General features: G+C 59.8%; 21 protein-coding genes. 16 read left to right on the top strand and 5 right to left on the bottom strand.

Features of this window, described 5'->3' with window-relative positions; all coding sequences use genetic code 11:
• Nucleotides 1-108 precede the first annotated feature (108 nt).
• The 8 genes from betI (at nt 109) to L362_RS21210 (ending at nt 8,550) form a co-directional block, all read left to right on the top strand.
• Nucleotides 109-696 carry a transcriptional regulator BetI gene (betI, locus tag L362_RS21175; RefSeq protein WP_023343550.1) on the top strand — a complete coding sequence of 196 codons (588 nt, stop codon included), beginning with the start codon at nt 109-111 and terminating at the stop codon, nt 694-696.
• Nucleotides 697-709: 13 nt separating this feature from the next.
• On the top strand, nt 710-2,182 hold the full coding sequence (gene betB / locus L362_RS21180; RefSeq protein ID WP_023343549.1) for a betaine-aldehyde dehydrogenase: 1,473 nt from the start codon (nt 710-712) through the stop codon (nt 2,180-2,182).
• A gap of 13 nt (nt 2,183-2,195) precedes the next feature.
• The gene (gene betA, locus L362_RS21185; RefSeq protein WP_008500974.1) at nt 2,196-3,860 is read left to right on the top strand and encodes a choline dehydrogenase; all 1,665 of its coding nucleotides are present in this window, start codon (nt 2,196-2,198) and stop codon (nt 3,858-3,860) included.
• 143 nt (nt 3,861-4,003) lie between these two features.
• Nucleotides 4,004-4,567 (top strand): fasciclin domain-containing protein, encoded by a 564-nt coding sequence (locus L362_RS21190; protein WP_023326865.1) that lies wholly within the window; start codon nt 4,004-4,006, stop codon nt 4,565-4,567.
• Nucleotides 4,568-4,610: 43 nt separating this feature from the next.
• A complete protein-coding gene (locus L362_RS21195) occupies nt 4,611-5,165 on the top strand; it encodes an RNA polymerase sigma factor (protein ID WP_023343548.1) in 555 nt (184 codons plus the stop codon).
• Complete coding sequence (locus L362_RS21200; RefSeq protein ID WP_023343547.1) at nt 5,162-5,809, top strand: anti-sigma factor; 648 nt, start codon at nt 5,162-5,164, stop codon at nt 5,807-5,809. The genes L362_RS21195 and L362_RS21200 overlap by 4 nt, the downstream gene beginning before the upstream one ends.
• Nucleotides 5,810-6,081: 272 nt before the next feature.
• A complete protein-coding gene (locus tag L362_RS21205) occupies nt 6,082-6,822 on the top strand; it encodes an SDR family oxidoreductase (protein ID WP_023343546.1) in 741 nt (246 codons plus the stop codon).
• A gap of 33 nt (nt 6,823-6,855) precedes the next feature.
• Nucleotides 6,856-8,550 carry a thiamine pyrophosphate-binding protein gene (locus L362_RS21210; RefSeq protein WP_023343545.1) on the top strand — a complete coding sequence of 565 codons (1,695 nt, stop codon included), beginning with the start codon at nt 6,856-6,858 and terminating at the stop codon, nt 8,548-8,550.
• A gap of 33 nt (nt 8,551-8,583) precedes the next feature.
• Here L362_RS21210 and L362_RS21215 read toward each other — a convergent pair whose 3' ends face one another.
• A complete protein-coding gene (locus L362_RS21215; RefSeq protein WP_023326860.1) occupies nt 8,584-9,282 on the bottom strand; it encodes a GNAT family N-acetyltransferase in 699 nt (232 codons plus the stop codon).
• Between the two features lie 201 nt (nt 9,283-9,483).
• On the opposite strand from L362_RS21215, the gene L362_RS21220 reads away from it, so the two are divergent.
• The 5 genes from L362_RS21220 to L362_RS21240 all read left to right on the top strand — a co-directional run bounded on the left by L362_RS21220 (nt 9,484) and on the right by L362_RS21240 (nt 14,517).
• Nucleotides 9,484-11,052, top strand: coding sequence for an ABC transporter substrate-binding protein (locus L362_RS21220; RefSeq protein WP_023343544.1), 1,569 nt, complete (start codon nt 9,484-9,486; stop codon nt 11,050-11,052).
• A 98-nt stretch (nt 11,053-11,150) separates the two neighbouring features.
• The gene (locus L362_RS21225; RefSeq protein WP_023343543.1) at nt 11,151-12,164 is read left to right on the top strand and encodes an ABC transporter permease; all 1,014 of its coding nucleotides are present in this window, start codon (nt 11,151-11,153) and stop codon (nt 12,162-12,164) included.
• Nucleotides 12,164-12,997, top strand: a complete 834-nt coding sequence (locus L362_RS21230) for an ABC transporter permease (RefSeq protein ID WP_023343542.1) — start codon at nt 12,164-12,166, stop codon at nt 12,995-12,997. Before L362_RS21225 ends, L362_RS21230 begins: the two co-directional genes overlap by 1 nt.
• Nucleotides 12,990-13,826 (top strand): ABC transporter ATP-binding protein, encoded by an 837-nt coding sequence (locus L362_RS21235; RefSeq protein ID WP_023326856.1) that lies wholly within the window; start codon nt 12,990-12,992, stop codon nt 13,824-13,826. The genes L362_RS21230 and L362_RS21235 overlap by 8 nt, the downstream gene beginning before the upstream one ends.
• On the top strand, nt 13,813-14,517 hold the full coding sequence (locus tag L362_RS21240; protein WP_023326855.1) for an ABC transporter ATP-binding protein: 705 nt from the start codon (nt 13,813-13,815) through the stop codon (nt 14,515-14,517). Before L362_RS21235 ends, L362_RS21240 begins: the two co-directional genes overlap by 14 nt.
• A gap of 108 nt (nt 14,518-14,625) precedes the next feature.
• Here L362_RS21240 and L362_RS21245 read toward each other — a convergent pair whose 3' ends face one another.
• From L362_RS21245 to budA, 4 genes are all read right to left on the bottom strand, one after another.
• Nucleotides 14,626-15,099 carry a cold-shock protein gene (locus L362_RS21245; protein WP_008499407.1) on the bottom strand — a complete coding sequence of 158 codons (474 nt, stop codon included), beginning with the start codon at nt 15,097-15,099 and terminating at the stop codon, nt 14,626-14,628.
• Between the two features lie 131 nt (nt 15,100-15,230).
• A complete protein-coding gene (locus tag L362_RS21250) occupies nt 15,231-16,001 on the bottom strand; it encodes a (S)-acetoin forming diacetyl reductase (protein ID WP_008499406.1) in 771 nt (256 codons plus the stop codon).
• A 20-nt stretch (nt 16,002-16,021) separates the two neighbouring features.
• Nucleotides 16,022-17,743 (bottom strand): acetolactate synthase AlsS, encoded by a 1,722-nt coding sequence (alsS, locus tag L362_RS21255; RefSeq protein ID WP_191091709.1) that lies wholly within the window; start codon nt 17,741-17,743, stop codon nt 16,022-16,024.
• Nucleotides 17,715-18,494: an acetolactate decarboxylase gene (gene budA, locus L362_RS21260; RefSeq protein WP_031275271.1), complete on the bottom strand. Its 780-nt coding sequence runs from the start codon at nt 18,492-18,494 to the stop codon at nt 17,715-17,717. Before budA ends, alsS begins: the two co-directional genes overlap by 29 nt.
• A 105-nt stretch (nt 18,495-18,599) precedes the next feature.
• On the opposite strand from budA, the gene L362_RS21265 reads away from it, so the two are divergent.
• From L362_RS21265 to L362_RS21275, 3 genes are all read left to right on the top strand, one after another.
• Nucleotides 18,600-19,481, top strand: coding sequence for a LysR family transcriptional regulator (locus tag L362_RS21265; protein WP_021242639.1), 882 nt, complete (start codon nt 18,600-18,602; stop codon nt 19,479-19,481).
• A 229-nt stretch (nt 19,482-19,710) separates the two neighbouring features.
• Complete coding sequence (locus tag L362_RS21270; protein ID WP_023326853.1) at nt 19,711-20,166, top strand: hypothetical protein; 456 nt, start codon at nt 19,711-19,713, stop codon at nt 20,164-20,166.
• 139 nt (nt 20,167-20,305) lie between these two features.
• On the top strand, nt 20,306-20,896 hold the full coding sequence (locus L362_RS21275; RefSeq protein WP_023343541.1) for a hypothetical protein: 591 nt from the start codon (nt 20,306-20,308) through the stop codon (nt 20,894-20,896).
• Nucleotides 20,897-21,096 lie beyond the last annotated feature (200 nt).

The following is a 21,096-nucleotide window of genomic DNA, read 5'->3' as shown; positions in this document are numbered from 1 at the left end:
GTAACTATTAAAATCCAAATCCGCAACAATTAAGACACATTTTATATTGAACGTCCAATCAAAAACCGCTTTAATGGTTAACCAACGCTGATGAATGGAGTGGCAATAATGCCCAAAGTGGGGATGCAGCCGATCCGGCGCAGGCAGCTTATCGACGCCACGCTGGAAGCAATAAATGAAGTGGGAATGCACGACGCGACGATCGCGCAGATCGCCCGTCGGGCAGGTGTTTCCACGGGGATCATCAGTCACTATTTCAAAGACAAAAACGGCCTGCTGGAAGCGACCATGCGCGACATCACCGGCCAGCTGCGCGATGCGGTATTAAGCCGCCTGCACGCCCTGCCGAACGGCAGCGCGGAGCAGCGTCTGCAGGCGATTGTCGGCGGTAACTTTGATGAAACCCAGGTTAGCAGCGCGGCGATGAAGGCCTGGCTGGCCTTCTGGGCAAGCAGCATGCATCAGCCCATGCTCTACCGCCTGCAGCAGGTGAGTAGCCGCCGCCTGCTGTCGAACCTGGTGTACGAGTTCCGCCGCGAGCTTCCGCGCGAGCAGGCCCAGGAGGCGGGATATGGGCTGGCGGCGCTGATCGACGGGCTGTGGCTGCGCGCCGCGCTGAGCGGCAAGCCGCTGGATAAGACCCTGGCGCAGTCGCTCACCAGCCACTTTATCAGCCAGCATTTACCGACCGAATAACCGAGGAGAATTTATGTCCCGAATGGCAGAACAGCAGCTTTATATCAATGGTGGTTATACATCGGCCACCAGCGGTCGCACCTTCGAGACCATCAACCCGGCCAACGGTGAAGTCCTGGCGACCGTACAGGCCGCCGGGCGCGAAGACGTCGATCGCGCCGTAGAAAGCGCAACGCGCGGGCAAAAAATCTGGGCGGCGATGACCGCCATGGAGCGCTCCCGCGTTCTGCGTCGCGCCGTCGACATCCTGCGCGAGCGCAACGACGAGCTGGCAAAGCTGGAAACCCTCGACACCGGTAAAGCGTATTCCGAAACTTCCACCGTCGACATCGTCACCGGCGCGGACGTGCTGGAGTACTACGCGGGGCTGATCCCGGCGCTGGAAGGCAGCCAGATCCCCTTGCGCGAGACCTCATTCGTCTATACCCGCCGCGAACCGCTGGGCGTGGTGGCGGGCATCGGCGCGTGGAACTACCCGATCCAGATCGCCCTGTGGAAATCCGCCCCGGCGCTGGCGGCAGGTAACGCGATGATCTTCAAGCCGAGCGAAGTGACGCCGCTTACCGCCCTGAAGCTTGCCGAGATCTACACCGAAGCGGGCCTGCCGGACGGCGTGTTTAACGTCCTGCCGGGCGTGGGCGCGGAGACCGGCCAGTACCTGACCGAGCATCCGGGCATCGCGAAAGTCTCCTTTACCGGCGGCGTCGCCAGCGGCAAAAAGGTGATGGCCAACTCGGCGGCCTCGTCCCTGAAAGAGGTGACGATGGAGCTGGGCGGTAAATCCCCGCTGATTATTTTCGACGATGCGGATCTGGATCTCGCGGCGGACATCGCCATGATGGCCAACTTCTTCAGCTCCGGCCAGGTGTGCACCAACGGCACTCGCGTGTTTGTCCCGGCTAAGTTCAAAGCCGCGTTTGAGCAGAAAATCGTTGAGCGCGTGGGCCGCATCCGCGCGGGCGATCTGTTCGATGGAGCTACCAACTTTGGCCCGATGGTCAGCTTCCCGCACCGCGACAGCGTGATGCGCTACATCGCCAAAGGCAAAGAGGAAGGCGCGCGCGTGCTGTGCGGCGGCGACGTGCTGAAGGGCGAAGGCTTCGATAACGGCGCGTGGGTGGCCCCAACCGTGTTCACCGACTGCACCGACGAGATGACCATCGTGCGCGAAGAGATCTTCGGCCCGGTGATGTCCATCCTCACCTACGAATCCGATGAAGAAGCGATTCGCCGCGCCAACGACACCGACTACGGGCTGGCGGCAGGCATCGTCACGGCCGACCTGAACCGCGCCCACGGCGCCATTCATCAGCTCGAAGCGGGCATCTGCTGGATCAACACCTGGGGTGAATCCGCCGCAGAGATGCCGGTCGGCGGCTACAAGCACTCCGGCATTGGCCGCGAGAATGGCGTGATGACGCTGCAGAGCTACACCCAGGTGAAGTCCATCCAGGTTGAGATGGGTAAATTCCAGTCCATATTTTAACCGGGAGGTTTATTTGCAATTTGACTACATCATTATCGGGGCCGGCTCTGCCGGCAACGTGCTGGCTACACGACTGACTGAAGATCCGAACACCACCGTCCTGCTGCTTGAAGCAGGCGGGCCGGATTACCGATTTGACTTCCGCACCCAGATGCCCGCCGCGCTGGCGTTCCCGCTGCAGGGCAAGCGCTACAACTGGGCGTACGAAACCGAGCCAGAACCCTTCATGAACAACCGCCGCATGGAGTGCGGACGCGGCAAAGGGCTGGGCGGCTCGTCATTGATCAACGGTATGTGCTACATCCGCGGTAACGCGATGGACCTCGACCACTGGGCGAAAGAGCCGGGCCTGGAGCACTGGAGCTACCTCAACTGCCTGCCCTACTACCGCAAGGCAGAGACGCGCGACGTGGGGCCGAACGACTACCACGGCGGCGACGGCCCGGTGAGCGTTACCACCTCGAAACCGGGCGTGAACCCGCTGTTCGAGGCGATGGTGGAGGCGGGCGTGCAGGCGGGCTATCCGCGCACAGACGATCTCAACGGCTATCAGCAGGAGGGCTTCGGCCCGATGGACCGCACGGTCACGCCGCAGGGCCGACGCGCCAGCACCGCGCGCGGCTATCTGGATCAGGCGAAACCGCGTCCGAACCTGACCATCCGCACCCACGCCATGACCGATCGCATCCTCTTTGAGGGCAAGCGCGCGGTGGGCGTCGAGTGGCTGGAGGGTGAAAGCACCATCCCATCCAAAGCGACGGCAAAAAAAGAAGTGCTGCTGAGCGCCGGGGCGATTGCCTCCCCGCAGATCCTCCAGCGCTCCGGCGTGGGCAACGCTGACCTGCTGAAGCAGTTCGATATCCCGCTGGTGCACGATCTGCCCGGCGTGGGGGAAAACCTGCAGGATCACCTGGAGATGTACCTTCAGTACGAATGTAAGGAGCCGGTCTCCCTCTACCCTGCCCTGCAGTGGTGGAACCAGCCGAAGATTGGCGCGGAGTGGCTGTTTGGCGGCACCGGCGTGGGCGCGAGCAACCACTTCGAAGCGGGCGGGTTTATCCGCAGCCGTGAAGAGTTTGAGTGGCCAAACATTCAGTACCACTTCCTGCCGGTGGCGATTAACTACAACGGCTCGAACGCGGTGAAAGAGCACGGCTTCCAGTGCCACGTCGGCTCCATGCGCTCCCCGAGCCGTGGACACGTGCGCATCCAGTCGCGCGATCCGCACCAGCATCCGGCGATCCTGTTCAACTATATGTCCCACGAGCAGGACTGGCAGGAGTTTCGCGACGCGATCCGCATCACCCGCGAGATCATGCACCAGCCCGCGCTGGACAAGTACCGCGGCCGTGAAATCAGCCCGGGCATTGACTGCCAGACCGACGAGCAGCTGGACGAATTCGTGCGCAACCACGCGGAAACGGCGTTCCACCCGTGCGGCACCTGCAAGATGGGTTACGACGAGATGGCGGTGGTCGACGGCGAAGGCCGCGTTCACGGGCTGGAAGGGCTGCGCGTGGTGGATGCGTCGATTATGCCGCAGATCATCACCGGCAACCTGAACGCCACCACCATTATGATTGGCGAGAAGATTGCCGATGCCATTCGCGGTCGCGAGCCGCTGGCGAAGAGCACGGCGGCGTATTATGTGGCGAACGGGGCACCGGTGAGACGCTAAGTCATTTGCCCTCTCCCCACCGGGGAGAGGGAATTCACTTCCCCGCCATAAATTTATTTTCATTTCCCTGCATCCAGTTTCCCCCCGCCCCTCGTATATGAGTATGTGAGCAACGCCTTTGCTCCTTAATCCGAGGATAAATGATGAAAAAGCTACTCAGTGTTGCATTCGTATCCAGCGCGATACTCTTCTGTGCAGGCGCATCAGCAGCCATGACGTCAGACACCGTGATGGTGGGCGGAGCGGCGATGTTCCCGAGCAAAAATATCGTTGAAAACGCCGTGAACTCGAAAGATCACACTACGCTGGTGGCCGCCGTCAAAGCGGCCGGGCTGGTGGATACGCTCCAGAGCAAAGGGCCATTCACCGTGTTTGCCCCAACCAATGCGGCGTTTGCGAAATTGCCTGCCGGCACGGTCGAGAACCTGGTCAAACCCGAAAACAAAGCCACGCTCACCAGCATTCTGACCTATCACGTGGTCGCCGGTAATTACGATATGAAAGCGCTGGAGCAGAAAATTAAACAGGGCGGCGGTCACGCGGAGCTGAAGACCGTTAACGGCCAACCGCTGTGGATCATGAGTAACGGCCCGCACAATATTCAGCTTAAGGACGGTAAAGGTAACGTGGCGAACATCAGCACCTATGACGTTCATCAGAAAAATGGCGTGATCGATGTGATTGATACCGTCCTGATGCCTAAGTAGTTGTCTATACTTCGGAAGTGTGACGTTGCCTTCCGGGAAAAACATGGATAACGCGCTGGCTGAACAGCAGTTGAAATTAATGCAGGCGATCGCTAACGGCGATCGCCGCGCATTTGAACAACTTTACCGACTCACATCGCCTCACCTGTTTGCCGTTGCGCTGCGCATGTTGCGCGACCGCGCCTGGGCAGAAGAGATCCTTCACGACTGTTTTGTCACCGTCTGGAGTAAAGCCGAAACCTATAACGCTACCCTGAGCTCCCCGATGACCTGGCTTACGCACATTGTGCGCAACCGCTGTATTGACTGGCTGCGCAGCGGGCAAACCCGGGCTGCAGCCCGTGAAGAGTCGTATTCGGAAGATATTCTGCTGAGCGAAAGCGATGAGCAGAATAACTGGCACGACGATGCGCAGGCAGAACGGCTCAGGCATTGTCTCGAACATTTGAGCAGCGAGCAGCGTCAGAGCATTACGCTCGCCTACTATCAGGGAATGTCTCACAGCGACATTGCCGACTGGCTCCACCAGCCCGTGGGCTCGGTGAAAAGCTGGATACGTCGGGCAATGGATCATCTTCGGGAGTGCGTGGGGCTATGAATGACGCAGAAAAACGCGACGACATGCTGGCAGCAGAGTATGCCCTCGGCACGCTGCGGGGAGGAGCACGGCTTCAGTTCCAGAAAAGGGTCCTCCGTGAACCCGCTCTGGCCGCCCGCGTCGCGTACTGGCAGAAAATGTTCAGCACGCTGGATAGTCATCTTGTGCCCGTCCCTCCACCCGAGACGGTGTGGAAAAGAATCGCCCTCGATCTGCCGCCCAAAAAGCCTTTACGCAAAAGTCGGCCTTATGTCGGCTGGATGGTTGCGGCCTCCCTCGCCGCCCTGTCGGTCGTTGCCTGGTATGCCACCCGTACACCGGAACTCGTTCCTCTGATCGTCCTCAACGATGCCCAACAGCACGGGGAATGGGTCGTCAGCGCGGATGCCAGCCGCCAGCACTTGAGCATTGCCCCTCTTCGGCCGACGGCCGTCGCGGCGCAACACAGCCTCCAGCTTTGGCTGATCCCAGGCGGGCAGGCACCGGTCTCCATGGGGCTGCTGCATAACGACATACCGACACGCGTCACCCTCAGGAACACAACGCTCCCTCCTGACGCCACGATAGCCATAAGCCTTGAACCAGAGGGCGGATCGCCCACTGGGCTCCCCACAGGCCCGGTGCTTTACAGTGGCAAATTGTAATCTCAGGTCCTGTTCGCAGGGCCGCTATCGTGACCCCATTTCATTTATATACTATTCTCGGTTACCTATAAGAATTAAATATTAAGCCTGTAATTAATGTAATTATTAAAAAACGACATTGACAGACTCTTCCATACTCCATTAAGTTTTAAACGAACATCATTTTATTCCCGATACACAATATATCAAAAACCGCGTTAATGAATTTGTCATTATTCATTAACGCTTCTCTGCCTTTTATTTTTTGCATCACTCAATAGCGAGATAAGATCATGAATAATAGTGCAAACAAGGTTGTTGTTATTACCGGTGCCAGCAGCGGTATTGGTCAGGCGATTGCCCTCCATTTAGCGAATAACGCGTTTTCGCTGGTGCTGGTGGCGCGCCGTCTGGACAGAATTAATGCCCTGGTGGATCAGATTATTCAGCAAGGCGGCAAGGCGATAGCCGTGAAGGCCGATGTCACCCGTCAGGAGGAGGTTCAGCGCGCCATTGACGCTGCCGTTGCCGCCTACCAGCGCGTGGATGTGCTGATCAACAACGCGGGCTTTATGGCTATCGCCCCCTTGAGCGAGCTGAAAACCGACGAATGGGACAAGATGATTGACACCAATCTGAAAGGGGTGCTGTACGGCATCGCGGCCGCGTGGCCATTGTTCCAGCGTCAGGGCAGCGGGCATTTTATTAACGTTGCCTCCGTTGCGGGCATCAAGGTGCTGGCACCTGGCGGCGTGGTGTACAGCGCCACAAAATTCGCCGTCCGCGCGCTGAGTGAAGGCTTACGTCAGGAGGCGGGTAAAACCCTCCGCACGACGCTTATTTCGCCCGGTGCCGTCGAAAGCGAGCTGCAATTCGGCAGTTCTGACGAAGAGAGCAAAAAATTTCTCCATGAGTTTTATAAGCAGGCTATTCCGGCTGACGCAATTGCCCGCGCGGTTTTATTTGCCATAGAACAGCCTGGCGACGTTGATATTAATGAAATTGTTGTTCGTCCGACGCAGGAAGAATTTTAGCCTGGGTTAAATAATGCTGAATGAGGTGTCAGTATGATTAAATCATTAACGTCCTTATCAGATCTCAATATGCGAACGGGTGCCGATATTCTTCTTGAAGTGCTGGAGAGTGAAGGCGTGGAATATATTTTTGGCAACCCCGGCACCACCGAACTTCCGCTCATTGATGCCCTGCTTCGCCATGAAAATATTCACTATATTCTGGCGCTTCAGGAGAGCACCGTGGTGGCGATTGCCGACGGCTACGCGAAAGCCTCCCGCAAAACGGGCTTTATCAATTTGCATACCGCGAGCGGCCTGGGGCACGGCATGGGGAATCTCATTAATTCGCGGATCATGAAAACCCCGCTGGTGGTGACCGTTGGACAGCAGGATACGCGGCACTACGTCCGCGACCCGCTGCTGTATGATGATATTGTGTCCATCGGCTCTCCGGTCATGAAGTGGGCGCAGGAGGTCACCAGCGCCGACCAGCTCCCGGTGCTGGTGCGCCGCGCGTTTCACGCTGCCAGCTATCCTCCTGGCGGCCCGGTGCTGCTCTCCCTGCCGATGAACGTGATGGAAGAGCTGAGCGACGCCGGAATACAGACGGCGTCGAGAGTAAACTACCACACCGTGGCGGGCTCGCTGGACGAGCTGGCGGAGGCGCTCAGCGAGATCGCGCCGGGCAGGATCATGATTGTGGCGGGTGATGAGGTGCACTCCAGCGGCTCGACGCAGGAGATTGTCGAGCTGGCGGAAGCGCTCAGCGCCCACGTCTACGGCTCCTCCTGGCCGCTGAATTTACCTTTTCCCACTCAGCACGCCCTCTGGCGGGGCAATATGCCCACCACCGCCAGCGAAATCGCCAGCATCATCAACGCCTACGATGCCGTATTCATCATCGGCGGCAGAAGCCTGATCACTATTTTGTACAGCGAGGGGGAGGCCATTCCGGCGACCTGCGCGGTGTATCAGCTTTCGGCGGATATGCACGAGCTTGGCCGCACCTATGCCACTCGCCTTTCGGTGATGGGGGATATCAAACTGTCCCTGCACGAACTGCTGCCAAAGCTTAAGCAGCGCCTGATCGCCAGCACGCTGGCCCACCAGCGGCTGCTGGTGGCGGCCCGCGACGAACGAGAGAAGGAGTGGCAGCAGCAGGAGGAACGTCTGGCCGTCGAGCGGCTACGCCCGGCCCTTTCGCCGATGGTCGCAGCCTGGGAAGTCATCCGATCCATTCCGGCGGGTACCACCATCGTGGATGAGGCGATAGCGACCGCCAGGCATGTCCGCCGGTTCATCTCTGACCAGCAGCACCAGCGCTACTACTTTATGCGCGGCGGCGGACTGGGCTGGGGGATGCCCGCAGCAGTAGGTCACTCGCTGGGGCTGGGCCGCGAGCCGGTAGTGTGTTTAGTTGGAGACGGAGCCTCCCTCTACTCGCCGCAGGCGCTCTGGACGGCGGCACACGAAAATCTGCCGGTCACCTTTATCGTCATGAATAACAGGGAGTACAACATCCTGAAAAACTTTATGAAGAGCCAGGCTGACTACAGCTCAACGCGGCTGGGGCGTTTTATCGGGATGGACCTGGTGAACCCGCATATCGATTTTCAGTCGCTGGCCACCGCCATGGGCGTCCACTGCTGCCGGGTGACCGAGGCTGCGGATATCGCCGAAGCGGTAACGCGCGGCCTGCAGTCAGGAAAAACCAACCTGATTGAAATCGCGATTTCCGCGGATTAACCGCGCGTTTACGCTGTACCCTACATAAAAAACTTATAACCGAAACGCCTCAAGCCGCTTTATCTGCCGCCCTTCCTCGTCAAAATTCTCTGCCGCCAGCCAGGCGCGCAGCTCCGCGTCTCTTTGCGGCCATTCGCCGTCAATAATAGAAAGCATATCGCTGTCGCGGTTGCGCCCTTTGCGCACCAGCTTCTGGCGCAGGCGTCCTTCCCAGACAAACCCCAGCCGCTCCGCCGCCCTGCGCGACGCTACGTTCATGGAATCGCACTTCCACTCGAGGCGCCGATAGCCGTGCTCAAACGCATTTTTCAGCAGCAGCCACACCGTTTCGGTGCCGATGCGGGAACCTTTCATTTTGCGCGACCAGGTGACGTGACCAATTTCCACCGAGCCCAACAGCCGCTCGTTAGCCATATAGCTCACCAGCCCCACCGCCCGTTCGTTGCGTAAGTCAATGACGGCAAACGGCACCAGCTCATCGTCCATGACCTTCGCCATGATCCAGTGCGCGGTGGCTTCCACGCTCGTGGGCTGCGTGCTGGCAAGCCACGTCCAGTCGCTGTCGTCTCCCAGCGCGTAGGCCTCAAAGAGATCGGCCGCGTGGCGATCGGCGTCCAGCGGCTCCAGGCGACAATACTGGCCGAACAGCGGCGTGCGGGTTAACGCGCGCGCGCCTTTCCAGTCGGGAACGATATCGTTAACGGTTTGACCATGTTGATTGATTTCGGGCACGGCGGTGACTCCCTGAAAGGTAAGGCATTTGTTATAGCAGGTTAAAAAGCGCGCGAAAAGCAGCGTGTTTTAATAGCCCGAGCGCATGCGATATTCCCGGAAGGCATAAGTAAAGCTGAATTTCGACTTTGTGGAATGTCACAGTCGCCCTAACGTAGCGGAGCATAAAACAATCACAATATATTCTTCTCAGGGATCGCTATGACAAAAAAACTGTTGCCGTTACTGGTGCTGGCTGCGCTCTCAGGCGCCGCCCACGCCGCTACGCCGCCCAACACGCTGGTGGTTGCCCAGGGGCTTGATGATATCGTGAGCCTCGACCCGGCCGAAGCCAACGAGCTCTCCAGCATCCAGACCGTGCCGAGCCTGTACCAGCGTCTGGTACAGCCGGACCGCGATAATCCGGAAAAAATCACGCCGATTCTGGCAGAAAGCTGGGAAGCGGACGCGGCAGCAAAAACCCTGACCATCAAGCTTAAACCCGATGCGACATTCGCCTCCGGCAACCCGCTGCGCCCGGAAGACGTGATCTTCTCTTATACCCGCGCCGTGACGCTGAACAAATCCCCGGCCTTTATCCTCAACGTGCTGGGCTGGGACGCGAGCAACATCGCCAGCCAGCTGAAAAAGGTGGACGCTCATACCCTCCAGCTTCACTGGACGGCGGACGTCAGCCCGTCGGTGGCGCTGAATATTCTCTCCACGCCGATTGCCTCTATCGTCGATGAAAAAGAGGTCGCCGCGAACGTCAAGGATAACGACTTCGGTAACGCGTGGCTGAAAATGCACTCGGCGGGCAGCGGCGCGTTCAAAATGCGCGTCTATCAGCCGCATCAGGCCATCGTGCTGGAAGCTAACGACGCCGCCCCCGGCGGCGCGCCGAAGCTCAAAAGCATCATCATTAAGAACGTCCCCGATCCGGCTTCACGCCGCCTGCTGATCCAGCAGGGGGATGCGGACGTGGCGCGCGATCTGGGTGCAGACCAGATTAGCGCCCTGGACGGCAAGCCGGGCGTGAAGGTGCTGAGCATCCCGTCTGCGGAGCAGAATTACCTGGTGTTTAACACCGGCAACAGCGCCAATCCGCTGCTGAACAACCCGGCGTTCTGGGAAGCGTCGCGCTGGCTGGTCGACTATGACGGCATCACGAAGAACCTGCTGAAAGGCCAGTATTTTGTTCACCAGAGCTTCCTGCCGGTCGGCCTGCCGGGCGCGCTGGAAGACAATCCGTTTAAATTTGATCCGGCAAAAGCGAAGGCAATCCTCGCCAAAGCGGGCATTAAGGACGCGCACTTCACGCTGGACGTGGAGAACAAGCCGCCGTTTATCACGATTGCCCAGTCGATGCAGGCGAGCTTTGCGCAGGGTGGCGTGAAGGTGGATCTGCTGCCTGCCGCCGGGAGCCAGGTCTATGCCCGCGTGCGCGCGAAGCAGCATCAGGCGGCGATCCGTCTGTGGATCCCGGACTACTTCGATGCGCACTCCAACGCCAGCGCCTTCGCGTGGAACGACGGGAAGTCCAGCACCGTGGCCGGACTGAACGGCTGGAAAATCCCGGAGCTGAACAAGGCCACGCTGGCGGCGGTTGCCGAACCGGATCCGGCGAAACGTATGGATCTGTACAAGAAAATGCAGGAACAGCTGCAGCAGAGCTCGCCGTACGTGTTCGTCGATCAGGGCAAAACCCAGATCGTGGTGCGCGATAACGTGAAGGGGTATCAGCAGGGGCTGAACGCGGATATGGTCTGGTACGATCGCGTCACGAAGTAGCCGTTGTTGCCGGGTGGCGCTGCGCTTACCCGGCCTGTGTTCTCGGTTTTTGTAGGCCGGGTAAGGCGAAGCCGCCACCCGGCATGAAGAGATTTTCCATGCCACATCTTTCCACCCGCGTGCTTCAGGGTCTTCTGACCCTGCTGCTCACGCTATTCGGGCTGCTGCTCGTCACGTTTGCGCTCTCGGCGTTTTCACCGGTCGATCGCGTGCTGCAGATCGTCGGCGAGCACGCCAGCCAGTCAACGTACGATCAGGTTCGCCACCAGCTCGGGCTGGATCGTCCCCTGCCCGTGCAGTTCTGGCACTACCTGCAAAACCTTGCCCACGGGGATTTAGGCACCGCCAGCGCCACCGGGCAGCCGGTGCTGCAGGATCTGCTGCACGCCTTCCCCGCCACGCTGGAGCTGGCAACGCTGGCGCTAATTATCGGCACGATACTCGGCGTGATTGCGGGTGTGCTGTGCGCCCGCTACGCCGGTTCGCCACTGGACTTAGCGATCAGAACGCTCACCCTGCTCGGCAACTCGGTGCCGATTTTCTGGCTTGGCCTGCTGATGCTGGCCCTGTTCTACGCGAAGCTGCAGTGGAGCGCGGGCCCCGGCAGGCTGGACGACATCTGGCAGTTCACCGTCGAGCCGCGCACCGGCTTTGCGCTGATAGATACCTGGCTTTCCGGCGATCGCGAGGCATTCCGCAACGCCATCAGCCACCTGGTGCTGCCGGTGCTGCTGCTGGCGTACTACTCGCTGGCGAGCATTACCCGTCTGACCCGCTCCGCCTGCCTCAGCGAAATGAACAAGGAGTACATCCTGCTTGCCCGCGCCAAGGGCGCCGGGGAGATGACCATTCTGCTGCGCCACGTGCTGCCGAACATTCGCAGCACCCTGCTGACGGTGATCGCCCTGGCCTATACCAGCATGCTGGAAGGTGCGGTATTAACCGAAACCGTCTTCTCGTGGCCGGGCATCGGACGCTATCTCACCATCGCCCTGTTCGCCGGAGACACTACCGCGGTCATGGGCGGCACGCTGCTGATCGGCGTCTGCTTTGTGCCGATCAATAACCTTACCGACCTGCTTGTGCGGGCGACCGATCCCAGGGTGCGCTGATGCCGTTTTATCTCTTCTTACGCCGCCTGCGCCGCTCCCCTGCCGCCGTTTGCGGGCTGATTGCCCTCGCGCTGCTGGTGTTTATTGCCCTGTTCGCGCCCTGGCTGGTACCGGTTGATCCGAACTGGCAGGACGCCGCCGCGCGCCTGCAGGCACCGAACGGCCAGCACTGGCTGGGCACCGACAGCTACGGGCGCGATCTGCTCTCGCGCCTGATTTACGGCACCCGTCCGGCGCTCGGGCTGGTGGCCTTAGTCACCGTTATCACCCTGCCCGCCGGGCTGCTGGTGGGGATCCTGTCCGGCTACTACGGCGGCTGGCTGGAGCGAGTCCTGATGCGCTTTACCGACGTGGTGATGTCGATGCCGCGCCTGATCCTCGCCTTCGCGTTTGTGGCGATGCTCGGCCCGGGGCTGGTCAACGGCGCGCTGGCGCTGGCCTTAACCACCTGGCCGGCCTACGCGCGTCAGGCCCGGAGTGAAATTCAACGCCTGCGCCACAGCGATTATCTGGCCGCCGCGGAGATGATGGGGATCCGCGGCCCGCGCCTGCTGGTCGGCCATATTGTGCCCCTGTGCCTGCCGTCCGCGATTGTGCGGCTGGCGCTGGATCTGGCGGGGATTATTCTGGCCGCCGCTGGTCTCGGCTTCCTCGGCCTTGGCGCGCGTCCGCCCATGGCCGAATGGGGCGCGATGATTGCCGACGGCATGCAGGTGATTTTCGACCAGTGGTGGATTGCCGCTATTCCGGGCGGAGCGATTCTGTTTGCCAGCCTGGCGTTTAACCTGTTAGGCGATGGCCTGCGCGACGTACTGGAGCCACAGCATGACTGAACACCGCGTCATCGTCGATGCGCTGAATATCGACTACCCCGCCGCACGCGTGGTCAACAACCTGAGCTTTACGCTTGGCAACGAGCGGCTGGCGCTGGTGGGGGAATCCGGCTCCGGCAAGTCCATGTCCGCCCGCGCCCTGATGGGTCTGGTGCGTAAACCCGGCATCGTAAGCGCCAACCGGCTTAACGTGCTGGGCAACGATCTGCTGACCCTGAACGCCCGCCGCTGGCAGGCGCTGCGCGGCAACGGCATTGCGATGGTCCTGCAGGATCCGCGCTACGCCCTTAACCCCGTGAAAAGCGTCGCCGCCCAGCTTGATGAGGCGCTGACCCTGCATCAGCGCCTGCCGCGTCCGGAGCGTACGGCGCGTATTCACGACATCCTCCGCGCCGTCGGGCTGAGCGAGAACGTGCTGTCACGCTATCCCGGCGAACTTTCCGGAGGCATGGGCCAGCGGGTGATGATTGCGATGGCGCTGCTCAACAACCCGCAGGTGCTGATTGCCGACGAACCGACCTCCGCGCTGGACGCCCGCCTGCGCAACCAGATCCTCGAGCTGCTCGTGCAGCAGTGCGAAGAACGCCAGATGGCGATGCTGCTCATCAGCCACGATCTGCAGCTGGTGGCGGAGCACTGCGACCGCGTGCTGGTGATGTATCAGGGCGAAAAGGTCGATGAGATGGCGGCAAGCCGGCTCCCGCAGGCGACGCATCCGTACACGCGCACCCTGTGGACCTGTCGTCCAGACGCCCATACTTATGGGCAGATGCTGCCGACGCTCGACCGTTCGCAGCCGTGGAAGGAGGCCAGCGATGGCGATCGTTGAGGTTAACCAGGTGCAGGTCACCTTCGGGGAAAAAACGGCGGTTTCGGCCGCCAGCTTTAGCATTGAGAAAGGCGAGACGTTCAGCCTGATCGGTGAATCCGGCTGCGGGAAATCGACTATTCTGCGCGTGCTGGCGGGGCTGCAGCGCGAGTGGCGCGGCAGTATTGCGCTACTGGGAGAAGCGTTAATGCCAGGGCGACGCTTTGAAGACGAGCTTCGCCGCAACGTGCAGATGGTGTTTCAGGATCCGTGGGCGTCGCTGCATCCCAACCACACGATTTCTCGCACGCTGTCGGAGCCGTTGAACATTCGCGGCGAGACGCAGGTCGCGGAGAAGGTGGCCAATGCGCTGCACGAGGTGGGGCTCTCCGCCGACGCGGGCTGGCGCTACCCGCACCAGCTTTCCGGCGGCCAGCGTCAGCGCGTTGCCATTGCCCGGGCGCTGCTGCTGCGCCCGCAGCTTCTGCTGCTGGATGAGCCCACTTCGGCGCTGGATATGTCGGTGCAGGCGGAAATCCTGAACCTGCTTAATCGCCTGAAGGCCGAGCATGAGATGACCTATCTGCTGGTGAGCCACGACGCGGACGTGATTGCCCATATGTCCGACCGCGCGGCATTGATGGCGCACGGGAAGATCCAGAAGGTGTTTAACCGTGAGGCGATGTTACGGGGCGAGCACAGGATGGGTTAAGTGCGTGCGGCGGTGCCCGGTGGCGCTGCGCTTACCGGGCCTACGTTTCGTGCCGCGTTGATGGTTTTTCGTAGGCCGGGTAAGGCGTAGCCGCCACCCGGCAAACAATTACTTCAGCAGCTTCACCGTGGCATCGATGTCGATCTCATCTTCGGTGAAGATCAGCGTCGTATTCTGGAAGGTGGTGATCGCCAGCTTCTTCACCGTGCGCATTTCGCCCGGCTTTTTATCGGATTTTGGCTTGATGCTGTTCATCAGCAGGCCCACCGACAGCACCGCGTTCTCTTTGTCGATTTTGGTATCAACGGGCTCTTCTTCGCTGAACACCACGAAGGATTTGATCGAGGTGAGCTTTACGCGCTCGCCTGCGATATAGAGATGTTTGCTTTCGGGGATCACCTTCACCGCATAGGCGGAAAGGCCTTTGTTGTTGGTGGTAGGCTCGAAGGTCACCGCGGCATCTTTCTTAATCAGATCGGGGTTCGCGACCTTAATCACATGAAAATAGCGGTTGTCGCCGTTTTCATCTTTGATAAATCCAAAGCCTTTATCTTTAAACCACGTTGTGATTGTACCGTTCATCGCTGTTACCGCCTGTCAGATCGTAATGACTAAAGTTTTGCAGCGCGCAGTGTAATGCACAATGACGGAGGAGACAAAAAAAAGCCCCTGCACGGGGGCAGGGGAAAACTCATGTCAGAGCTTATTAGAATTTAGTTGAACACCATCCCACCATCGATGAGCAGAGACTGGCCTGTCATGTAGTCAGAGTCCGGTCCTGCCAGGTATGAGACGCAGGCGGCGACATCTTCCGGCTCGGACAGGCGGCCAAGCGTAATGCGTTTGGCAAAAGTCTCGGTTCCGTAGCCGAGCGGTTTACCCGCCGCCTCAGAGACCTGACGGTCGATCTCCGCCCACATCGGCGTTTTCACGATGCCCGGGCAGTAGGCGTTAACGGTGATCCCCAGCGGAGCAAGATCCCGCGCGGCGGTCTGGGTTAGGCCGCGCACCGCGAATTTACTGGAACTGTAGACGGCCAGCTCCGGGTTACCGGTGTGGCCCGCCTGGGAGCAGGCGTTGATGATTTTCCCGCCGTGCCCTTCTTTACGAAACGCGTCAATCGCGGCCTGAATTCCCCAGATCACCCCTTTCACGTTGATGTTGTAGACTTTGTCGACAATCTCCGGCGTGATGGATTCGATTGGCGTGGATGGCGCGACCCCGGCGTTATTGACGATCACGTGGAAACCGCCCAGCGCGGTGCGGGCTTTCTCCACCGCCGCAAATACCTGCTCGCGGTCAGAAACGTCTACCTTCACGGCGACGGCGTTACCGCCGTTACGGATAATTTCATCGGCCACGGCTCTGGCCGTTTCCGCGTTATAGTCGGCGATGGCGACGGCAAAGCCATCCTTCACCAGGCGAAGCGCAATCGCTTTACCAATCCCCTGGCCTGAGCCTGTTACGAGAGCAACTTTTTGCATTTCTCTGTCCTTATGTTGAGTCACAAAATCTGGCTGAGATGGAGCTGGCCCATCAGCAGCGGGTTATCGCTGTAGTCAACGGGAATGGCCACCACGGCCGGGCCATCCACATCCATCGCCGCGCGCAGCGTGGGTTCGAGCGCGTCGGCGCTCTCCACGGCAAAGCCTTTCGCGCCAAAGGCGTCGGCATAGACTTTGAAATCGACCGGGCCGAACTCGACGCCGGAAAGACGCTGGTATTTTTTCTCTTCCTGAATGGCAACCATGTTGTAGCCGTTATCCACCCAGATGATGTGCAGCACGTTAGCGTTGAGGCGCACCGCGGTTTCCAGTTCCATGCTCGACTGCAGGAAGCCGCCGTCACCGGAGACCGACACCACCTTGCGGCCCGGGTTGACCAGCCACGCGCCAATGGCCCACGGCAGCGCGACGCCCATGGTCTGCTGGCCGTTAGAGATCATCACCTGGCGCGCCCGGAAGCTGTAGAGGTAGCGGGCGATCCAGATGTGGAAGCTGCCCATATCCACGGTGAGCGTCACGTCGTTATTCACGATGTCCTGCATGGCCCGCACGATGCGCAGCGGATGCAGGGCAAACTGATTAAGCGAGGCGCCGCGACGATCGAGCAGATCGCGCTGATGCTGGCGGTCGACCAGAATTTCGGAGGCCCGCTGGCTCAGCTCCAGCTTGTGATCGATACGGTTAGCGAGCTGATTCAGCGTTTCGGCGATGTCCCCCACCAGCTCCAGATCCGGCACGTAGTTACGTTCTTCATAGGCAGGCAGCACGTCGATGTGCACCAGCGTGGCGTCGCCGCTGTTCCACATGGACGGCTCGTACTCCACCGGGCTGTAGCCGATGCAGATAATCAGGTCCGCCAGATGGAGCAGCCTGTCGCCCGCCTGGTTATTGAACAGACCGACGCGTCCGGCGAAGCGGGTGAAGTGCTCCTGATTCACCGCCCCGGCGGCCTGATAGGTGCTGGTGACCGGAATACGGCTTTTCTCCAGCAGCGTGCGCAGCGCCGCGCTGTTGGCGGGCTGGCTCGCCATCAGCCCCAGCAGGATGACCGGGTTTTTGGCCTTTTCGATAAGCTTCGCCACGTCGTTGATAGCGGATTCCGGTGCCGGGCCCATCAGCGCGGGACCGCTGGCGGGTAAAATCGCCCCCGTGGCGGGCTGGTCGACAATGTCCTGCGGCAGGCTGACGAACGCGCCCCCCGGCCTGCCGTGCTCGGCGGCGCGAAACGCATTCGATACCACCTCGGCAATCGCGTCCGGCGCACTCACCTCCACGGCGTATTTGGTGACTGGGCTGAACATGGCGACGGTGTCCATGCTCTGGTGCACCAGCTTGGCTTTATCCGCCCGCTTCACCGCCCCGCCCAGCGCCACCACCGGGTCGCCTTCGCTGTTGGCGGTAGCAATGCCGGTGATCAGGTTCGAGCAGCCCGGCCCGGAAGTGACCAGCGCCACCCCGGCCTTGCCGGTCAACCGCCCTACCGCCGCCGCCATAAACGCCGCGTTCGCCTCGTGGCGCACCGGGATGATCTCAATGGAGGAGTCCAGCAGAGAGTCAAAGACCTTGTCGATTTTCGCCCCCGGGATCCCGAACACCTGCTTCACGCCCTGCGCTTCCAGCTGGCCGACAACCAAATCGGCGCCGTGCGCCCACTGACGTGACTGTTTCTCACTGTTCACGGTAGTTCTCCTGTTAGTTTTCGACGGCACGGATAGCCGCATCCAGATTGCTGGGGTGAAGGTTGGCCTGTAAAAAGGCGCTGTCGGCGGGCAGGTCAATCATCAGCTTGTGAATTTCACCGAAGGTGAGCACGCCGCTCTCCAGCTGGTAGTCAAGCAGATGGCCCCCGCCCTGACGGTCGTCGGTGATGAAGTGTTCGTGGTAGCCCGCCACGTTGATCCCCTGCATATGCTGCGGCGTGCGGAACCCGACCAGCACCCCTTCGCGCTGGTTAAAGCGGAACACCGGCTGGTCGTCCAGCACGTCGGTCATCGCGCGGTACGGCGGCGTCTGGCGCGGTACGGTGCGGGTGTGGGCATGGCGGAAGTTGCCGTCAATGCGCAGCGCGCAGAACAGGTTATCGGAGGGGATCTGCTGGTCGATGACGTCGTGGATCTGCTGACGGCTGACCGGCGCGTCGAAGGTTTTACGGTACTGCGGCTGGAACCAGGTCATCACCGCGAACGGCGTTTTCTGCTCCGGCTTCGCGGCCCGGGCGCTGCCGTCGGCGCGCAGCTGGTACACCTGGCTGCTGAAGGCAATCATTTCGCCGTCCAGCTCGTTGAAGGTGCCCAGACCAAAATCACCGTGTGCCAGCAGATCGGCGATGGTGGTCTCTCCTTCATACACGCCGCTTAGCAGGGCGCTCATTAGCGATGTCTGATAGATCACGCTGTCAGGATGCTGGGCGGAGAACCCGCGCAGGGTCTCGCACAAGCTGGCTTCACAGTCGCAGGCAGATGAATGCACCATCATGCTCGTCCTCTTCAACTTTATTTAGAAAGGTTAAATAAATGTTGACCCGATTCAGCAGAGAGTTCCAATATAGAAACCATGCTGGTTTGAGACGTTTTAGATATGGAACTTCGTTATCTGCGGTATTTTGTCGCGGTTGCACGCGAGCGACACTTCACCAGGGCGGCCGAAGCGCTGGGTATTTCGCAGCCTCCTCTGAGTCAGCAGATCAAACGGCTCGAAGAGGAAGTGGGCACGCCGCTGTTCAGACGCCTGACGCGGGGCGTGGAGCTGACCGAAGCGGGAGAAGCCTTCTACGAGGACGCCTGCAAGATCCTGGCGCTGAGCGACGCCGCGCTGGAGAAAGCCCGCGGCATCGCGCGCGGGCTGAACGGTAACCTGTCGATTGGCATCACCAGCTCCGATGCTTTTCATCCCAAAATTTTCGCGCTGATTCGCCAGTTTCAGGTGCAGAACATGGCGGTGCAGGTTCACCAGGTGGAAGCCAATATGTCGTCGCTGACGACGATGCTGGCGGAGGGTGAACTGGATATCGCCTTCGTGCGCCTGCCGTGCGAGAGCAGCAAGGCGTTCGAGTTAACCATCCTCGATCGGGAGCCGATGGTGGTGGCGCTGCATCGCGACCATCCGCTGGCGGCGTGCGATTCGCTGGCGTTAGAGCAGCTTCGGGATACGCCGGTGGTGCTGTTCCCGCAGGAGGTCGCGCCCGGCCTGTACGACCGGGTTCACGGCTGCTGCGAGCGGGCCGGGATCGACGTGCAGCACGCGCTGCAGTCGTCACAGCTTTCATCCTCCCTGAGCATGGTTTCCGCGGGCGGCGGGTTTGCGCTGGTGCCGAAATCCATGGCGGCCATTTCTCCGCCTAATGTCACCTACCACGCGCTGAGCTCGCCGGAGCTTTACACCGATATCGCGCTCTGCTGGCGGCGCTTTGAACGCTCGCGGACGGTGAAGCGGTTTCTGGCGATGATGAGCGAGGGGTAGCGGCCGGTTTGGTTGGTGGTTTTTGTAGGCCGGGTAAGGCGTAGCCGCCACCCGGCAATGCCCTTCTGGAAGCCGCCTCGCAAACCTGCAAGCAACCTTATGTAATTCAGGGTTATCCCCTTTCCATCCTTTTTTCACCGCCGTAAAGTGCCTGCGTTGCGGCCCATCCGTAACCGGGCGTAGGAACCCGTTAGCATAACGTGACATTTTTACCTAAAGAGGATGCTAAATGGCTACTGTCCCTGAGTTTTCTTATGCGCTCTCTGAAGAAAGCGCGGTTCACCACCTCATCGATCTTCAACTTTGCGATTCTGCAGATCTCTTCGAACTGGCTGACACCTGCGCCGCCTGTGTGAGCGTGCTGGTTGAAACTGACGATCCCGTGACGTTTTCTATACTTTGCGAGCGCTTGCTGGAACTGCTTAAACGCCTGCGTGAATGTTGCGATACAGAACTTCCCCCGCATCTGGTTGAAAGGCTCATCGCAGGAGAAAAGATCGTTTCCTGCGTGCCGGACTGCTGGCAGGAGACGACGTTGCAGGTGGATTATGCCGTGGCGTTAACGCTGGCGGTGATGGGCGGGACACTGCCTGCGCGCGTGGCGAAAGAACTCACCGGGTTGCTGCACGATATGGTCTGGCTGCTGGCGGAGTTTGTGAAGGAGCCGTATATCGCAGCGCACTGAGACGGGTGATGGAAGGCCGGAATTCTGCTGCTGCGGATGGGGGAGCATTTCGGCCAGATACCCCTCTCTTTTCCTGGTAATTGCTTGCGGAACGCCATCTGATACTCTGGCTGCACTCAAGGGATGACAAGGAAGAGAAATGCTGAATCCTGGATTCGTAACCCGCAAAGCGCTTGCTCAGTGGCAGGATGTCCCCGCTTTTTTACCTCAGTTCCAGTTTCATGAAAAACACCAAACGGTCATTCATACTGCGCACCCTGAACAGATTCTGCCGTTGATTGCCAACTTTGACGTCCGGCAAGATGCTGTGATTCGTCGGTTGATGGCTTTGCGGCAATTACCGCAAAAACTTCTGCGCGATCAGCAGGCTGACTCAATCAGCAACTTTGGCCTGCACAGTTTCACCCTTTTGAAAGATTCAGCATCGGAGCTTTGCTATGGCTTAAGAGGGCAATTCTGGCGTGCAGATTTCGGTCTGGAAAACGTGCCGGATGCCAGCGCGTTTCAGACGCCTGCCGTGCCGGGCAGCGCGACACTGTTGCTGCGCTATCAGGTAACGGAATTGGCGCCAGGCCAGCATGAACTCAGTACAGAAACGTTCGTCGATTGCCCGGACAGAAGCACCCGGCTCAGGATGGCGGCTTACTGGCTGATAATCCGGGCGGGCAGCGGCTGGATCCGCAGGAGAACGCTGAAAGCGGTTAGGTTGAATATCGAGAAGCTGGACTGAAGTGCAACAGATAACCTTATGGCGTTCAGCGTTAGCACTTCGCTTTAAATATCCGTTTCCGGACGAGAACGGCCGGAAAGAAATGTTTGAGGAGCGGTTATTAGCAAAAAGCGGTACCGATCAACCGCCTTTAAAATGAATACCTGCGCGGCGGATATTCACCCTTAACACAAATTTACGCGGAAAATTACCTGTACAGT

Source organism: Enterobacter sp. MGH 16 (assembly GCF_000493175.1).
Lineage (GTDB): Bacteria > Pseudomonadota > Gammaproteobacteria > Enterobacterales > Enterobacteriaceae > Enterobacter > Enterobacter roggenkampii.
Note: the sequence above shows the minus strand (reverse complement) of the source record. Positions and strands in the feature narration are given on the sequence as shown.